Source organism: Paraburkholderia acidisoli (assembly GCF_009789675.1).
Lineage (GTDB): Bacteria > Pseudomonadota > Gammaproteobacteria > Burkholderiales > Burkholderiaceae > Paraburkholderia > Paraburkholderia acidisoli.
In genome coordinates this window covers 705,446-721,251 of the sequence record NZ_CP046916.1, presented here as the reverse complement: position 1 = coordinate 721,251, position 15,806 = coordinate 705,446, and the positions used below count along the sequence as shown (strand labels likewise).

13 protein-coding genes are annotated in these 15,806 nt (G+C 63.8%); 8 read left to right on the top strand and 5 right to left on the bottom strand.

The features are described 5' to 3' along the window. Positions 1 to 11: 11 nt before the first annotated feature. Both tssB and FAZ98_RS32135 read right to left on the bottom strand, forming a co-directional pair. The gene (tssB, locus tag FAZ98_RS32140) at positions 12 to 560 is read right to left on the bottom strand and encodes a type VI secretion system contractile sheath small subunit (RefSeq protein WP_158957766.1); all 549 of its coding nucleotides are present in this window, start codon (positions 558 to 560) and stop codon (positions 12 to 14) included. 99 nt (positions 561 to 659) lie between these two features. Continuing rightward, positions 660 to 1,328, bottom strand: coding sequence for a tetratricopeptide repeat protein (locus tag FAZ98_RS32135; RefSeq protein ID WP_158957764.1), 669 nt, complete (start codon positions 1,326 to 1,328; stop codon positions 660 to 662). Between the two features lie 346 nt (positions 1,329 to 1,674). On the opposite strand from FAZ98_RS32135, the gene tssJ reads away from it, so the two are divergent. From tssJ to icmH, 3 genes are all read left to right on the top strand, one after another. Further along, positions 1,675 to 2,289 (top strand): type VI secretion system lipoprotein TssJ, encoded by a 615-nt coding sequence (gene tssJ / locus FAZ98_RS32130; RefSeq protein WP_158957762.1) that lies wholly within the window; start codon positions 1,675 to 1,677, stop codon positions 2,287 to 2,289. Positions 2,290 to 2,433: 144 nt separating this feature from the next. Further along, positions 2,434 to 3,780, top strand: a complete 1,347-nt coding sequence (gene tssK, locus FAZ98_RS32125) for a type VI secretion system baseplate subunit TssK (RefSeq protein WP_158957760.1) — start codon at positions 2,434 to 2,436, stop codon at positions 3,778 to 3,780. Beyond that, positions 3,777 to 4,562 (top strand): type IVB secretion system protein IcmH/DotU, encoded by a 786-nt coding sequence (gene icmH / locus FAZ98_RS32120; protein ID WP_158957758.1) that lies wholly within the window; start codon positions 3,777 to 3,779, stop codon positions 4,560 to 4,562. The genes tssK and icmH overlap by 4 nt, the downstream gene beginning before the upstream one ends. 40 nt (positions 4,563 to 4,602) lie before the next feature. Here icmH and FAZ98_RS32115 read toward each other — a convergent pair whose 3' ends face one another. Next, positions 4,603 to 5,577 (bottom strand): hypothetical protein, encoded by a 975-nt coding sequence (locus FAZ98_RS32115; RefSeq protein ID WP_158957756.1) that lies wholly within the window; start codon positions 5,575 to 5,577, stop codon positions 4,603 to 4,605. 434 nt (positions 5,578 to 6,011) lie between these two features. Between FAZ98_RS32115 and FAZ98_RS32110 the strand changes: the two genes are divergently transcribed. Further along, positions 6,012 to 6,914: a class I SAM-dependent methyltransferase gene (locus FAZ98_RS32110; RefSeq protein ID WP_158957755.1), complete on the top strand. Its 903-nt coding sequence runs from the start codon at positions 6,012 to 6,014 to the stop codon at positions 6,912 to 6,914. A gap of 2 nt (positions 6,915 to 6,916) precedes the next feature. Continuing rightward, positions 6,917 to 8,107 carry a GNAT family N-acetyltransferase gene (locus FAZ98_RS32105; RefSeq protein WP_158957753.1) on the top strand — a complete coding sequence of 397 codons (1,191 nt, stop codon included), beginning with the start codon at positions 6,917 to 6,919 and terminating at the stop codon, positions 8,105 to 8,107. An 85-nt stretch (positions 8,108 to 8,192) separates the two neighbouring features. Here FAZ98_RS32105 and FAZ98_RS32100 read toward each other — a convergent pair whose 3' ends face one another. Beyond that, positions 8,193 to 8,498 (bottom strand): DUF4148 domain-containing protein, encoded by a 306-nt coding sequence (locus FAZ98_RS32100; RefSeq protein ID WP_158957751.1) that lies wholly within the window; start codon positions 8,496 to 8,498, stop codon positions 8,193 to 8,195. Positions 8,499 to 8,733: 235 nt separating this feature from the next. On the opposite strand from FAZ98_RS32100, the gene FAZ98_RS32095 reads away from it, so the two are divergent. Then, entirely contained in the window at positions 8,734 to 9,165 is a 432-nt protein-coding gene (locus tag FAZ98_RS32095) for a hypothetical protein (protein WP_158957749.1), read from the top strand. 20 nt (positions 9,166 to 9,185) lie between these two features. Here FAZ98_RS32095 and FAZ98_RS32090 read toward each other — a convergent pair whose 3' ends face one another. Next, positions 9,186 to 11,000: a phospholipase D-like domain-containing protein gene (locus FAZ98_RS32090; protein WP_158957748.1), complete on the bottom strand. Its 1,815-nt coding sequence runs from the start codon at positions 10,998 to 11,000 to the stop codon at positions 9,186 to 9,188. Positions 11,001 to 11,379: 379 nt separating this feature from the next. Between FAZ98_RS32090 and FAZ98_RS32085 the strand changes: the two genes are divergently transcribed. Together FAZ98_RS32085 and FAZ98_RS32080 are read left to right on the top strand one after the other, a co-directional pair. Next, positions 11,380 to 14,154, top strand: a complete 2,775-nt coding sequence (locus FAZ98_RS32085; RefSeq protein WP_158957746.1) for a putative bifunctional diguanylate cyclase/phosphodiesterase — start codon at positions 11,380 to 11,382, stop codon at positions 14,152 to 14,154. After that, positions 14,151 to 15,740 (top strand): sensor domain-containing diguanylate cyclase, encoded by a 1,590-nt coding sequence (locus FAZ98_RS32080; RefSeq protein WP_233272959.1) that lies wholly within the window; start codon positions 14,151 to 14,153, stop codon positions 15,738 to 15,740. Before FAZ98_RS32085 ends, FAZ98_RS32080 begins: the two co-directional genes overlap by 4 nt. Positions 15,741 to 15,806 lie beyond the last annotated feature (66 nt).

The window sequence follows — 15,806 nt, the reverse complement described above, 5'->3', positions numbered from 1 at the left end:
TCTCCGAAGCCTTATTCGCCGTCTTTCGCCGGGTCGCTGGCGTCGCCCGCCTGCGGCTCGGCCGCATCGCCAGTGCCGGCCAGCGCCTGCAATTGCTGCGTGTTCGCGAGCACTTCGCTCAACAGGTCTTCGAGCTTGTCGTTGCCGGCGAGCTTGTTGCGCAGGTCGGCGAGCTTCGAGCGGGCTTCGAGCAAGCGGCGCAGCGGTTCGATCTGCGCGACCACTTCGTCGGGATTGAAGTCGGCCATCGAATGAAAGCGCAGGTCCACGGCGAACTTGCCGCCCGCTTCGCTCAGGCGGTTTTCCACCTGGAAGGCGGCGCGCGGCTCGATGCCCTTCATCACGTCATCGAAGTTGTCGCGGTCGATGCTGACGAACTTGCGGTCGCGCAGACGCGGCTGCTCCACTTCCGATTGCCCCGCGAGATCGCCCATCACGCCGACCACGAACGGCAGTTCCTTTACCTCGATCGCATCGCCGCGTTCGACCTCATAGGTCAATTGCACGCGCGGCGGCCGCACTTTCTGCAAGCGCTTCTGGATACTTTCTTTCTTGGCCATCGAGGGCTCCCCTGTTCCGGTCGCGACCGGTTATGAATGAGCGAATCGCTGCGAATCGCGAAGCGGCGCGCGCCGTGATCGACGCGCGCCGCTTGCGGGTCAGCGCAGTGCGCTGAACGGATCGGATGCGCCGCCGCTTTGCGCGGCTTTGGCAGGCGCTGCAGGCGCGGCCGGTGCAGCGGGCGCCGCCGGAGCAGCAGGTGCCGCGGCAGCGGCTTCGGCGGCCTTCGGCGCGGGCTTCGCGACATGGCGCACGATGCGGCGCTTCTTCAGCACGGGCTTTTCAGCCTGCTCGGGCGGGAACAAAGAGTCTTCGCCTAGCGTGTCGCGCAACTGCTTCGCGAGCGCTTGCGCGTCGGACTTCGCGTCGCCTTGCAGCGAGGCGTCCTGACGCAGTTCGCCAAGCGATTCGGTGGCGACGCGCAAGCCGGCGACGGCGAGCACGCTCTTCGCCGAACGATCGCTTTGATCGCGCTGCAGCGCTTCCTGCGCCGCGACGATGGCCTGACCGTAATGCTGTTGCTGGAACTGGATCTGCGCGATGCGCGACCACGGTTCTTCACGCGTGGGATCGCTCTCGGCCAGCTTCTGATAGAGCGCGATGGCCTTGTCCTGATCGCCCGCCTTGTAGGCGGCGTCGGCGTCGGCTAATGCCTTGTTGTACGTGTCTGGCGACGCGGCGAGGTTTTTGTCCTGCGTAGCACAGCCCGCGACGACGCTGCATGCCAGCACCACCCCGGAAAGCCTGGAAATGAACCTGTTTATCATCGTTCTTTCACCAGCGTGTAATTTTTAATTCGAAGGAAGGGCCCGGAGTTTTTTGCTTTAGCTCCAGTGCGCGGGTATAGTACAGGCCAAATTTCGATAATTCAACTTATCATTACAAGATGCGTACTCTAAATAAATCTTTGAAGCGGGTTTACGGCGCATCGGCAGTCAATAAGGAAATTATTTCCCGTTCAATCGAATCAAATAAGAATTGAAGAGGAAATTTTTTCCGCTCATATAATCGGGTTGGCATCACGGGGGCAATACCATGCAATGCACCGCGCATTCGCGGCATTCCGCGCGCGACATCAACAAAAACCCGGCCTTTGCGGCACGGTGCGAATAAATGAACGCGCGCCTTATTCAAATCGCATTGACGTTAATGGCGAGCGCCGCGCTCGCGGGTTGCGCGGCCGCGGTGCCGGCGCTCGGTAGCGCCGCTTCGGCGGCGTTGCAACTCGCGGGCATCGGCAAGCCCGACGTGCCCGACGCCCAGAAACCCCCGCGCAACGTGGGTGTGACACTATTTGCGGCGAAAAACCTCAACGCGGCCAACGACAACAAGCCGCTTGCGCTGGTCGTGCGGCTCTACGTGCTGAAGGACCCCACTTCGTTCCAGCAGGCGCCCTTCGACACCTTCACCGACCCGGCGAAAGAGAAAAGCGCATTGGGCGCGGACCTGCTCAACGTACGCGAGATCACGCTGATTCCGGGGCAAAGATATAACGCTACGGAAAAAGTTTCACACGAAGCGCAGGCATTCGGAATTGTCGCGCTATTCCGCGATCCGGCCATGCAGCGTTGGAAGTTCGCCTTCGATCCGACGAAATCGGAGAAATCCGGCATAATGGTCGGCCTCCACAATTGCGCAATGACCGTCACGAGCGGCACGGTGATCCCCACTGAACAGGGCTTACCGGCGCAATCGCTGAATCTGCTGTCTTCCGTGAGTTGCGGTTGAGTCGGAGATCAAAAGCGCAGCGAGAAGCGTATAAGAAGCCGGGATGAATGGCGCGAATGGCGCGCAGGCGAATTATTCAACGATTAGCGGGCGCCGCTTGCGCGCGAGCGGCGCAGCCCGAATCACACTTATAGCGTATTTGTCATGAGTTATTCATCGAAAGTGCTTTGGGGAGAAGGCCTTTTCCTGAGGCCTCAGCACTTCCAGCGGCAGGACGCCTATCACGAAGCGCGCCTGTTCGAATCGATTCAGGCCATTCAGCCGTATAACTGGGGCGTGCGCAGCATTCGCACCGATCACGACGCGCTCGGCAGCAATCTGCTGCACCTGAGCGAGCTGTCGCTCGTGTTCCCGGACGGCACGCTCTACAGCGCGCCGCAGGCCGACGACCTGCCGCCGCCCGTCGCGCTCGACACGCTGCCCGAAGGCATCAACGAATTCACCTTCTATCTCGCGCTGCATCCCGTGCGCGAGACCGGCACGAACTACGCAGCCGACCGCAACACGGGTTTCGTGGCGCGCTACGTGAGCGAACAGGCGAGCGTGGCCGATCACTACACCGATGCCGCGCAGGCCGACGTCACGTTCCTCAAGACCAACGTGAAACTGATCGCGCACACCGAACCGCGCGACCAGTTGCTCGCCGTGCCCGTGGTGCGCGTGCGCCGCACGGCCACCTCGGGTTTCGAAGTGGACGAAAGTTTCGTCGCGCCGAGTCTCGCGATCGAGGCATCGCCGCTGCTGCATCAACGGCTGCGCCGCCTGATCGACGCGCTACAGGCCAAGGTCAACGCGCTCTACGGTTTTCATCGCGAGCCCACGAAGAACATCATCGAGTTCCGCTCGGGCGATATCGCATCGTTCTGGCTGCTGCACACCGCGAGCGGCGCGTTCGCCACGCTCGCGCATCTGTATCAGCATTCGGCGCTGCATCCCGAGCGGCTCTTTCATGAACTGCTGCGTCTCGCGGGTCAGCTCATGACGTTCTCGAAGGGCTATACGCTCGCCGACTTGCCCGCGTATCGTCACGACGATCCGGGCCCCGGCTTCGCGCGGCTCGACCAGATCCTGCGCGACCTGCTCGAAACCGTGATCTCCACGCAGTACTTCGCGATCGCGCTGGAAGAGGTGCGACCGTCGTTCCATATCGGCAGGCTCGACTCCGGCAAGATCGACGACAAGACCACGTTCTATCTCGCCGTCTCGGCGGACATGCCCGCAGTCGACCTCGTCGACGCGGTGCCCGCGCGCTTCAAGGTGGGCGCCCCCGACGACGTCGACAAGCTCGTGCTCTCGGCCATGCCGGGCGTGCGCCTCGTCTACACGCCGCAGGTGCCGCCCGCGATTCCCGTGCGGCCCGGCGCCTGCTACTTCTCGTTCGAATCGCGCGGCGCGCTCTATGAGCGCATGGTGCAGTCGCAGTCGGCCATGGTCTACACGCCCTCGGGCATCAACGATCTCAAACTCGAACTCATTGCGGTGACGTCATGAGCAACGCTCCTTCCCTTTTCGGCAGCGCCGCGCCTTCGGTCACGCCGCCGCCCACGAGTCACGCCGACCCCGCGTATCAGGTTCGTTCGCTGCTCGACCTGCTGTACGACGGCTTCTTCATGCTGTTTCTCTTGAAGAACGGCCGCGAACCCGGTGAAGCCGCGGAATTCAGCTCGCGCGTGCAGCAGTTCCTGGGAGACTTCGAACGCGGCGCGAAAAAGCTCAACGTACCGGCCGAAGACGTGTATGCCGCGAAGTTCGCGTTCTGCGCGGCCGTGGACGAATCCGTGCTGGCATCGACATTCCGCATCCGCACCGAATGGGAGCGCCGCCCGCTGCAACTCACTCTGTTCGGCGAGCAGCTCGCGGGCGAGAAGTTCTTCACGCATCTCGAAGACTGCCGCGCGCAAGGCGCCGCACGCCTGCAATCGCTCGAGGTCTTCCACATGTGCCTGCTGCTCGGTTTCCAGGGCAAGTACATGCTCGAAGGGCCGGAAAAGCTCGCGTATCTGACCGCGCGTCTCGGCGACGAAATCGCGCACATGAAAGGCAAGCGCGCGCCGTTTGCACCGCATTGGCCGTTGCCCGATCAGGTCGCGCACCGCCTCAAGCGCGAGGTGCCGCTCTGGACCATCGGTGCGGTGTTCGCGCTCGTGGGCGTGCTCACGTGGCTCGGCCTGAGCACCTGGCTGCGCGACAATACGATCCATACGCTCGCGCCGTATACGCAGCTGATCAAGCTCGGCCCGCAATCGGCGAATCTGACTATTTCGCTACCCTAAGTATTGTTATCGTGGCGGGCAGCGCGCCGTGCGCGCGTTGTCAATGCTGATACGGCGAGTTGTCGTTGTTGTAGCGATCGCCGCTCTGCACGCGCGAAGGCGGCGCGTGCCGCTCGATCCAGCCCACCACCACGTCCAGCGGATTGGCCGGCCGCGCCGGTTCTCCCGAAGCCCGCGCAAGCAGGCGCTTCGCTTCACGGCTCGAGATGTCCACGCTCGCGGCGCGCCCCGCATTGCGGCGCACGCAGGTCCACTGCCGCGCATGCGCGCACTGGCGCGCGTCGCCGATCAACGCATCGCGCTCCTGTTCGCGCGCGGCGAGTTCGGCGCGAAGCTGCTGCGCGTCGGGATTGTTGGGTTGCACGGCAAGCGCGCTCAATACGGCTTTGCGCGCAGGCCAGAGACTATGCCGATCGAGCGCCGCGCGCGCCATCGCGAGATCGCGCGTCACCGCGGAGTTCGCGTAGCCGTTCGGCTTCGGTGCTGGCGTGTTACGTTGTCCAAACGATGCCTCTTGCGCCTGCTCTTTCGCGTCGTCGACGGGAGCAAGCGGCGCGACCGGCGCCGCGGGTAACCGCGGCAGCGCAGGCGTGCGAGACCGCAGCACCGTGGGCGGAATCGCCGCCAGCGCGGCCGATGCGCCCTGCGGTCTCAGCACCGCGCCCTCGGCGATCTGGGCTCCCTGCGCGGGCCTCGTGGGGCTGCGATGAAACATTGCGTACGCACCGATCATCACGCCGATGATCGCCACGCCGCTCCACGCACCCACTGCGCGGCGCGAAAGCGGCGGCGCCATAGGTTCGTCGCGCGGCGCATAGTCGAAAGGCATGCCGGTTTCCCCCATGCGCGCGCGGGTCCTCCGCCACGGCATGGCGTTCAGCAGACGCCCGGAAAGACTGCCTCGCGCGGGGGGATCGGCGAGCGCGTCGGGAAACAGCAGGGCCTCGGCTTCGCTCGAAGGCTTGACGAGCAGATTCGCGCCGCATTGCGGACAAAAGATCAGCGGCGCCTTCATGCGGGCGCCGCAATAACGGCATTGCTCGGGGGCCGCGTCATCTCGGCCGGATTCGTCGAACATGGAGAGTGCGGCAGTTCAGAAAGGGACGAAGCAGGACTTTTCGAATATGGGCTAGTTCGCCATGAAGATCAATCGCGCGACGCCGGGCGTGGCGGAATCGGCCTAGAAGCTGGCGAAAGCGGCCCGTGTCGGCCAGGCGATTCACACCGCCCATACCATTAGTTTTGATTAGCGCCCTGTCAAAAATGCGCGCTCAAAGCGGTGTTACGAGAACAAAAATCTCGCGCGCATATTTCCCTTTCGTTTTGTCGTAATTCAACCGGCCTTTGGCGGCACCACACTGGAGCGACGCGCGATGCTATCGCGCGAACCTTGAATTCACCCAACGCAGTTGCCCCATTCACTGGCCTCTTTCTCGGGCGGACAAAGTCATGCGAACGACGACGGACGGGACCACTGGCGGCACCACGGGCACGACGCTCGCGACATGGCGGCCCGTGCTCAAACGAACGTTATTGAACGTCGTCGCGAGATTGCCCGACGGCGTGCAGCGCGCGATGTTCGCCCCACGCATCCGGCGCGTCTGCACACGCATCCCGCTGTTGCGCGCGGTGTATTCGGGTTGCCTGCGCCGCCATCCCATCGACGTCGAATACGGCACCGACACGAGCGGTCTCGTCGACGCGCCCACGCTGCGCGACGCGCGGCTCGTCGGTCAGTTGCGCCCGTACATGGGCTCGCAACCCACCATCATCCGGCGCGCGCTGGACACGCTCGGCAACGTCACAGGCTATACGTTCATCGACATCGGTTGCGGCAAAGGACGGCCGATGATCGTCGCCTCCGAATACGCGTTCGCACTCGCGCTCGGCTACGACATCAGCGCCGACCTCGTGCGCACCGCCAATCGCAACGCCGCGCGAATCGCTCAGCGTTTTCCGTACCGGCCGCCTATTCGGGCGATCGCCGCAAACGTTAGCGATCTCACGCTGCCCTCGGGCAACCTCGTCGTGTTTCTGTTCAACCCGTTCGGCGCCGAACTCATGACCGCGCTCCGGCATAAGCTCGAAGCCGGACTGGCGAGCGGCGCAATCCAGCATCTGTTCGTGGTCTACGACAATCCGGTGTGCGGCGAGGTCTTCGACGGCTCGCCGCTGTTGCGTCGCTGGTTCGCCGGCGTGTTCGCCTACGATCATCGCGAAGTGGGCTACGGTCCCGAACTCGAGGAAAGCGTCGTGGTCTGGCAGAGCCGCGGCCACGCGCGCCCCGACGTCTTCGCGGACCGCGAGCGGCGCATCACGGTCAAAGACCGCATGAGCGCGGCGCTCGACTGACCGTGGCCACGCCCGTCCTCACGCCCGACGCGCTGGACGCGTCTTCGACCTCGTTGCGCAGCGAGGTGCGACGTTGCGAGTCGCTCGACGCGTTTCGCGCGCTCGAAGCACAGTGGCTCGCGCTGGTGGCCGCGCCCGACGCCCGCTCGCCATTCACGGGTTTCGACTATGCCGCGCTCGCGGCGGCGCGCGCCTTCGCGAACGGCGCGACCCTCGAAGTCGCCTGCGTCTACGACGCGCACGAACTCGTGGTGATGTGGCCCGTGTCGATCGCGCGTGAAGGCGTGCTGCGCACGGCACGCCATTTGAGTTGCGGCAGCGGCGAGGAATACGGCGGCCCGCTCATTAAGGACACCCGCCGCGCGGACCTTTACGCCGCGGCCGTGGGCGCGATACGCCGTATCCATGCCGACGTGCTCGACGTACCCATGCTCGAACACGGCAGCGCGCTGTCCTACGCACTGGACGCCGCACCTCGCGCCTGGGCGCCGCGCTGGCTGCCCGAGCGTGCGCGCGTCATGCCCGGCTATGCAATCGGCTTGCGCGCGTATGTCTTGTTCGATGATTTTCTCGCCACGCGCCCGGCCGCCTTTCGCTCGGCGCTGCGCTACAGCGCGAGACGGCTCGCCAAAACCGGCGCAGTGAGTTGCAGCTGGTGCACGAATGTCGAAGACACGCAAAACGTACTCACATGGCTATTCGCCAATAAGCGCGAGTGGGCGCAGAAACGCGCCATCGACACACCGTATTTGCTGCAAGACGACGTGCGTGATTTCTTTCTCGCGCTCGCAGCGCGTGTCGACCTCGCTTGCACGCCACTGGTTGCCTGTGTCAAAGTCGATGGGAAGCCGGTGGCCGCTTCGATCAATCTCGTGGGCGCGCAGCAGGTCGAATATTTCATTACCACCTACGATGAAGCGTTCAGCACGCATTCGCCGGGAAACTTACTGGTGGAATTCGTTGCTCGCTGGGCGCAAGAGCATCAACTCGACTTCGACTTCCGGCCGCTGCATGGCGACTACAAGGCCCGCTGGAGCAATCGGCAAACGCGGCATGAAACGCGCGTGATCGTACTCGGTCTGCGTGGGCGCTGCGTGGAGATAAAGCTGCTGTGGGCGCAAGCGAAGCGCGTCGCCCGAAAACTCACAGGTTTGATTTCACGTCGCGCAGATCAGGTCGATCGCGTGAAATGAAAACGGGGGTGTTGTCGAAGAAGAACCCCGGCGCCGCATCGTCAGACGCGGACGCCGGGCTTCTCTCAGCGCACTCGTCTGCGCATTACTGGTTCGCACCCGGCGCCGCATTCGCCTTTTTCTCCGCATTCTGAATGTCTTGCGGATACGTGGAATCATTGGACGTAGCCGGGTTGTAGCCGTTCTTTTCCAGCTTGCTCAATTCGGCATTCTTGCGAGCCCGTGCTTCCTTGCGCGCCTGCTTGCGCTGCGCCTTGGTCGGTTTCGCGGTGCTCGCGCTGGCCGCGGTGCCGGACGTATCCGCAGGCGCATTCTGCGCGAACGCCGGTTCGGCCAGCATCATGACGGAAACGGCGGCCGCGACGGCAAACCACTTGCGTTGCTGGTTCATTTTCCCCTCCTCATGGCGCGCATGGACTGCGCAAATTGACTCGACCGATTGATCTGACAAGACGGACTTGCAGGATTTCGACGCCCTTCACGCAAAAGCCGCGCCCGATTTTTTTCAGGTTTTTTCCGGCACGCTGGTTAATGCCGTCCATTCTGCCCCGAATCATTTTCCTGCGTGGCCGAACGTGCGATGACGCAATGGAACGGCAGGCGGCCGATTAAAGGCGCCGGCTTTTGTGAACGACGCGGGCACCGCGCTTGCGGAAACCTTTGCGAACGTTTTTGAAACAGGAGCCGCCATGCAGGAAGCCGCCCGACGCCCTCGCAAGACCGTTACCCTCTCCGCCGTGATCTGCGCGGGGTTCATCATCCTCACGTTCGTGCTCGCGGAAATGAAGCCGTGGGCCCGCAAGCCCGCGGACGCCGGCATCTGCGAAAGCAACACGGTGCAATGGCAACAAACCGCCCTCAAGGGCAAGATAGACGGCGAACGAGGCGCAGCCTTCCAAAGCAAGTCGTTCACCTTGCAGAGCGGCGCGCATTGGGACGGCAACGATCGGAACTGGGTCGTGCCGTTTCGGACTCCGGATCAACCGGCGGGCTCGCCGAACTACACGGCGTTGATCGACTGCACCGGCTCCGTGGAAATCAAGGGCGGAGCCGGCTAAAACCGCGGGAAGCGCGAGCCTCAGCGCATGACGCTTGCCGCCGATAGCCAGAAACTCAGTTCCGCATCGGGTTTTTTATTCTTGCCCGGGAAATAACGGTTCTGCCAGCTGTCGTCGGGATTGAGGCCGTGCCAGCTGTCCTTGTTGCCGTATTCGGCGAGCAGATAGCGCCAGCGGTAATGGTCGTACACGTCGAGCACATGCACCGTGTAGGCCTGCGCGAGACTCGTGTTGCCTTCGATCACGAGCAGGTTCTCGTCGTTCGTGTACGACGCCTTGTAGCCGAGGTTGTGACTGCCCACGATCACGGTGCAACGCTTCGGATCGAACGGGTCGATCACCACGATCTTGTCGTGGATGACAGCATGCCCCGCGTTGAGCAGTTCCTTTTCCCAGACGCCGAAGGTGTCGTTGACAGCCTTTGCGGGAATGACCTGGGCGGGATCGTCGGGTTCGCGCTGATTGTCGTGCAGGTCGATCACGAAGTTGCCCGCGCGTTCCACATTGGTGAGCGCGCCGCGCACGAACAACGTGGGCCTCGCGACCAGCGCCTGCGCCGCCGACTCGATGATGCTCGGGTTACCCGGGTCGAAGCAAAGAAACAGCACAGCATGTTTCGCCGCCATGATGCGCGCGTTGATATCGGCCATATCCGCGGGCGGCAGGTCTTTCGCGTTTTTCGGCTTGTTCTTTTGCGGCGTGTTCGGCGAGAACCACGCCGTGCCCTTCGCGGCGCCCGGCACTTTCACGCTTACCGGGGTGTGGTTGGCGGTGCGAAACGTCTTGCCCTGCAACGAATGCCCGTCGCCGCTGGCCTGGTCCGTGTCCGCCTTGATGCGATCCCAGTAGTCCGAATACGCCTGCGCCACGCTCGGCGAGCGCACCACGAGACTGTTATTGGTTTGCGCGCAGAGGCCCGTGGAAGTCCAGTTGGTCGAGCCCGTGAGCACCGCGGCAGGTTTGCCTTTGGCGTCCAGATACAGCATGAATTTGTTATGGCCGATATGGCTGCTGTCCGGAAAAATGCGGTCGAGCATATCCACGCCCGAAGCATGCAATGCCTTGCGCGCGGGCGCATTTTCCTTATCGGGATCGTGACTCTCGCTGTCGTAGGTATTCGAGAGAATCAAATGCAATTGCTTGTTGCCGATGAGATGCGATTCGAGTTCCTTGTCATTCAACTCGTAAAGCGCCGCATAGCAGTCGCCGCCCTCCTGTTTCGCTTCCTCCAGCAGCGAGGGCAAGACCGTGATCAGATCGCTCGCCAGCGATTCGCGCAGGCTGTCTTTCGGGTCGGCAATGCGCTTGAGCAAAGCGCCCTTGTCCGGCGCACCCGTGGTTTTGCTCGTGGGGACTTCGTGCGTGAGCGCCTGGGTCGCGAGAATGCCGCGATTGAACCAGGCCTGTAAATCGGCTTCGGCGTTTTTCGGGCCGTGATTCGCGTTGAGTGAGACGGGATTCGAGAAGAGCGGCTTCACGTTGGGATACGGCGTGAGCGTGGGCACACCCTGTTTATCGAATTCGCCCTTGAGCGGAATGATCTGGTAGATATACGGACCGGGCGACTTCAAATAAGTGACCGACAAATCTTTCCAGAACAATTTCTGGATCGGCGCCTGCGCGGTGGTTCGGCCGCTCTTGCCGGTATTCGGGTCGCCGGGAAAACCAGCCATGGCGGGCAGCGATTCGCCTTGCGGTTCGCTGCTGCGCACGTCGGCCTTTTCTGCCGGAATACGCCGGATATCGCAGCCCACGCAGTTCTTGAGTTTCCCCGCAAAGGTCCAGGCAATCAGAATGACGTCGTTATTCGAAAACGCGATGCATTTCGTCGGCATGCTTGCTCCCTATGTTAGCCGGCACGCTGCGAGAGTAATCTGCGCGCTATGACAGTTTGGAGAATAAACGGAGATTGATGCGGCGCGAAAAAAATCGGCAATAACGACCGGCGCGATGCACGAATGACCGATCCCTCTTTCTGAACACCACTTATCAGGTTGACTCGCCAGGTATTTACACCGACTCAAGCCGTGCACGATTAGCCCGTTATTCAGCAGAAGAACCCGGGCCGCGCCAAAAGTCATGCGCGCTGGATTCGGGAACGTCCTGGTACGTCGCGTGCTGATCAATGCGACGCGCCGCCGCAAGTAACCCGTATGCCGGTTCCGCTTCCGAGTGTGTGTCGCGGACGGTGTGGCGCATTCTGTTTTCGCGGCAATGAACGTAGCAGAAAACCATAATCTGAGAGCAACGAGGGCGTGGAAGGCGCGCCGCTTCGCTGGCCGATCCCCCGTCATTACGCTGGCCGTGGTGCTGGTGTTGTGCCTTTCCGTGAGCGCGGCCATTACCGCGGCGCTCACGCGCGGCGCGCAGGATCGCGAACTGCAAAGCGCGCTGGGCGTCACGGCCGAACTCGAAACGCTGCTCACGCTGCACATGGCGGCCAACACCGACTTTCTCAAAGGCGTCGGTACGGCCGGCTATACCTCGCGTGCATGGCCCATCAAGCGGGCGGCGACGGTCGCCGGCATCTACGACCGCCTCGAACGCGACGCGCGGGGCGGCGCGCGCATTACGCGTACGCTGCGCCAGTTGCGCGCGTTGAGCGCCGTCTGGCCCGAACAGCTCGACGCCGCCGCCCGCAATATCGCCCTCGCCGACGCGGGCGCGAAGCTCGAACCGGCGCTGCTGCAACACGCGAACGACACGCTCAGCTCGATCATGACTTTGCTCACCGCGTTGCGCAGCCAGGAACGCGATCAGATCCGCGCGATGCAAATGAGTTCGCAATCGCAGCTCGCTCGGCAGAAGTTGTCGCTGATCGCCGCGGCCACGGCCGGCGCGCTGCTGCTCATCTTCGCGGTATTCACGAGCCATCGCGCGGCGCTTTCGCGCAGTGCCTCCCGGATCGTCGCGCTCGAAGCGGAGCGGCGCTTTCGCGAATATTTCGAGCAGCATCCCATTGCGATGCTCATTTTCGACGTGAACGACCTCGCGATCCTCACCGCCAACGCCGCCGCGCAGCGTCAATACGACGCCACGCTGCAGCAATTACGCGCGATGTCGGTGGACGAACTGCGTCCACTCGCCGACGTCGAAGCGTTCCGCCGCGACCTGCGGCGCTATATCGACTCCGGCAATCGCGGCGGTTCGGGCGGCGTGCGCCGTCACAAGCGCGCGGACGGTTCCATCATTTATGTCGACGTCGCCTGGCATCTGCTCGACTATGCGGACCGCGAGGCCTGCTTCATCACCGCGCACGACGTGACCGCACACGAAGAGGCGAAGGACACGCTGCGGGTACGCAGCCGCGCGCTCGAAGCCACCAACAACGCGGTCGTGATCTCGCGGCGCATCGCGGGCGAAGACGTCATCACCTATGCGAACGGCGCATTCGAGCGCATCACCGGGCATTCCGTGCGGGAAGCGACCGGCGCGGAGCACTGGACCATGCTCGGCACGGACCCGCTGTCACACGAAGCGCTGGCGATCCGGACAGCCATGCAATCCGCCAACGAGGGCAGCGGCCTGTTGCAAAGCGTCAAGCCCGACGGCACGCCGTACTGGATCGCGTTGCACGTGGCGCCCGTGCTCGACGACCAGCAGCGGCCCACGCATTGCGTGACCGTGTTCAGCGACGTCTCCGAGCGCATTCGCTACCAGGAGCAGTTGCGCAGCCAGGCCAACGAAGACGCGCTCACGCACCTGCCCAATCGCCTCGGTCTCACGGCGCGCCTGCACGCCATGACGCAACTCGCGACGCGGGAGCACCAGAAAATGGCGCTCGCCTTCTTCGATCTCGACAACTTCAAGGAGATCAACGACTCGCTCGGCCACACGGCCGGCGACGAGGTGCTGTGCGAAGTCGCGCGCCGTCTCTCGGCCCATATCGCGCAGGGCGAAGTGGTCGCGCGTTACGCGGGCGACGAGTTCGTGGCCGTGCTCTACGGGCGCGGCGACCTCGACAGTTTCGTGGCCGCAGCCGCCGCGATGAAAGAGTCGCTCACGCACGGCTTCCTGATCGGCAACAAGGTCGTGGCCACCCAGGCGAGCGTGGGCGTGGCCGTGTTCCCCGACCACTCGCGCGACCCGGACGTGCTGCTCAAATATGCCGATTCGGCGATGTACCGCGCGAAGGCGATCGGACCGGACAGCATGCAGGTCTTCGACCAGCATCTCGCCACGGAAAACAGCGCGCGCACGAGCCTCATGCACGCGCTGCGCCGCGCCGTGACGCAACGCGCGTTCACGCTCGCGTACCAGCCCCGCGTGAATCCGCGCACGGGCGAGGCCGCGGGTTTCGAGGCGCTGGTACGCTGGAACGACGCCGAGCGCGGGCCGGTCAGTCCCGCCGTGTTCATTCCGCTCGCGGAAGAAAACGGGCTGATCGTGCCAATCGGCGAATTCGTGTTCGAGACCGCGTGCCGCCAGACCCGGGCGTGGGCGAGCCGGTATCCCGACATCGTCGTCTCGGTGAACGTCTCGCCCGTGCAGTTCGTGCGTTCCGATCTGCCGCGCATGATCGCTGCCGTGCTCGAGCGCACCGGCGTGAGCCCGCGCAACATCGAACTCGAGATCACCGAAGGCGTGCTGATGGCGCCGCGCTCGCTCGCAACGCTGCGGGCATTGCGCGAAATGGGGCTGTCGATCGCCATCGACGATTTCGGCTCCGGCTATTCGAGTCTCGGCTACGTGCGCAGCTTCATGGCGGACCGGCTGAAGCTCGATATGTCGTTCGTGAAGGGCATCGGCCGCTCGCATGCCGACGAAGTGATCGTGAAGGCCGTGCTCGCGCTCGGCCAGACGCTCGGCATGCACGTGGTGGCCGAAGGCGTGGAAACGCGCCGCCAGCTCGACTTCCTCGTGGAAAACGGTTGCGACGAGGTGCAGGGCTACTGGTTCTCGCGCCCGGTGGAGGCGCCCAACGCCCTGGCGTGGCTCGAAGAAAGCCGCGCCGCGCTGGATGCCTCGACCAAACCCTGGTCCGGATGATGGCCGCATTCGCGAAACACGCGCGCGTTTGGGCCCGACGACTCACGGGCCCCAACGGCATTTTCTTCGGCGGCCTGCTGCTCGCGTTCGTGATGGTCGCGCTGCTGGCGACCGTGTTGCTGCAAAGCCGGCACGACGCGCTGGACCGCGCGCGCGACACGTCGCGCAACGTCGCGCTCATTGCCGAACGCGATATCGAGCGCAACTTCGAGCTCTATGCGCTCTCGCTCGAAGCCGTGGTGGAAGGACTCAAACACGACGACGTGATGGCGCTGCCGCCGCATCTGCGCTCGCAATTGCTGTTCGACCGCGCGGCCACGGCGAACTTTCTGGGCTCGATGCTCGTGCTCGACGAGGCCGGCAATATCGTCATCGATTCGGCGCACGACACGCCGCGTCACGCCAACTTCGCCGATCGCGACTACTTCACGGTGCAGCGCGACCACGACGCCGGGCTCTACGTGAGCGAGCCGTTCCGCTCGCGCCTGCGCAACGGCACGCCGAGCATCGCGCTGAGCCGGCGCCTCACGCACCCGGACGGTACGTTCGCGGGCATCGTGATGATCGCCATCAATCTCGACTATTTCCACGATCTGTTCAGCGGCCTGTCGCTCGGCACCAACGGCGCGATCTCGCTGCTCTCGGCCAGCGGCACGCTCGTCATGCGCCAGCCCTACGACCCGAAACTGATCGGCCGCAATTACTCGAAGGCGCCCACGTTCCGCCATTTCGAGCCGGGCAGCGAAGGCAGCTTTACGGCGCGCTCGCCTGTCGACGGCGTGCGCCGGCTCTACACGTACCGGCGCTTTCCTCACGTGCCGCTCGTCATCATGGTTGCCGAAGCGCCGCAGGACATTTACGCCGCGTGGCACCGCCGCGCGCTCACGATCGGCTCGCTCATGGGCGTGTTCGCGCTCGGCTTCGTCGCGTTGTCGTTCATGCTGGGCTCGCAGTTGCGCAGGCGCGTGCGCGCGGAGTCGGAACTGCAACTGCTCGCGCGCACGGACAGCCTGACGGGCCTCGCCAACCGGCGCACGTTCGGCGAAATTCTCGCAGCCGAATCGCGGCGCGCGAAACGCGCGGGCAGCGGGTTTTCGCTGCTGTTCGTCGATATCGACCGCTTCAAGGCCTACAACGACCAGTACGGCCATCAGGCCGGCGACGACGCGCTCGCGGCGGTGGCACGCTGTATCGGCGAAAGCATCCGGCGCCCGGCCGACACCGCGTCGCGTTACGGCGGCGAGGAATTCGTCGTGGTCTTGCCCGACACGCCCGCCGAAGGCGCGCGCGCCATCGCCGAAAAACTGCGCGCGGCCATCACCGCGCTCGGGATCGAGCACGCGGGCAGCGAATACGGACGCGTGACCGCGAGCATCGGTTGCGCAAGCTGGACACCCGGGTCCGATGCGGGTAGCGATCTTGATGTCGATGTCGATGTCGATGTCGATGTCGATGTCGATGTCGATGTCGATGTCGATGTCGCGAAGATCATCAAGGCCGCCGACGAAGCGCTCTACAAGGCCAAGGCCGCCGGCCGCAACACGGTGGTTACGCAACGGGCCACCGACGCGGCCAGCGCGGTCTGAGCACGCGGCGTTGCCGCCCGCGCACAGGCCGCCGCACGAGTTGATAAAATCGGGGTTTGTCCTTGC

What these genes read in the sequence shown, in the direction of transcription:
- tssB (WP_158957766.1), bottom strand. Translation starts at nt 560, where the DNA reads ATGGCCAAGAAAGAAAGTATCCAGAAGCGCTTGCAGAAAGTGCGGCCG.
- FAZ98_RS32135 (WP_158957764.1), bottom strand. Translation starts at nt 1,328, where the DNA reads ATGATAAACAGGTTCATTTCCAGGCTTTCCGGGGTGGTGCTGGCATGC.
- tssJ (WP_158957762.1), top strand. Translation starts at nt 1,675, where the DNA reads ATGAACGCGCGCCTTATTCAAATCGCATTGACGTTAATGGCGAGCGCC.
- tssK (WP_158957760.1), top strand. Translation starts at nt 2,434, where the DNA reads ATGAGTTATTCATCGAAAGTGCTTTGGGGAGAAGGCCTTTTCCTGAGG.
- icmH (WP_158957758.1), top strand. Translation starts at nt 3,777, where the DNA reads ATGAGCAACGCTCCTTCCCTTTTCGGCAGCGCCGCGCCTTCGGTCACG.
- FAZ98_RS32115 (WP_158957756.1), bottom strand. Translation starts at nt 5,577, where the DNA reads ATGAAGGCGCCGCTGATCTTTTGTCCGCAATGCGGCGCGAATCTGCTC.
- FAZ98_RS32110 (WP_158957755.1), top strand. Translation starts at nt 6,012, where the DNA reads ATGCGAACGACGACGGACGGGACCACTGGCGGCACCACGGGCACGACG.
- FAZ98_RS32100 (WP_158957751.1), bottom strand. Translation starts at nt 8,498, where the DNA reads ATGAACCAGCAACGCAAGTGGTTTGCCGTCGCGGCCGCCGTTTCCGTC.
- FAZ98_RS32090 (WP_158957748.1), bottom strand. Translation starts at nt 11,000, where the DNA reads ATGCCGACGAAATGCATCGCGTTTTCGAATAACGACGTCATTCTGATT.
- FAZ98_RS32085 (WP_158957746.1), top strand. Translation starts at nt 11,380, where the DNA reads ATGAACGTAGCAGAAAACCATAATCTGAGAGCAACGAGGGCGTGGAAG.
- FAZ98_RS32080 (WP_233272959.1), top strand. Translation starts at nt 14,151, where the DNA reads ATGATGGCCGCATTCGCGAAACACGCGCGCGTTTGGGCCCGACGACTC.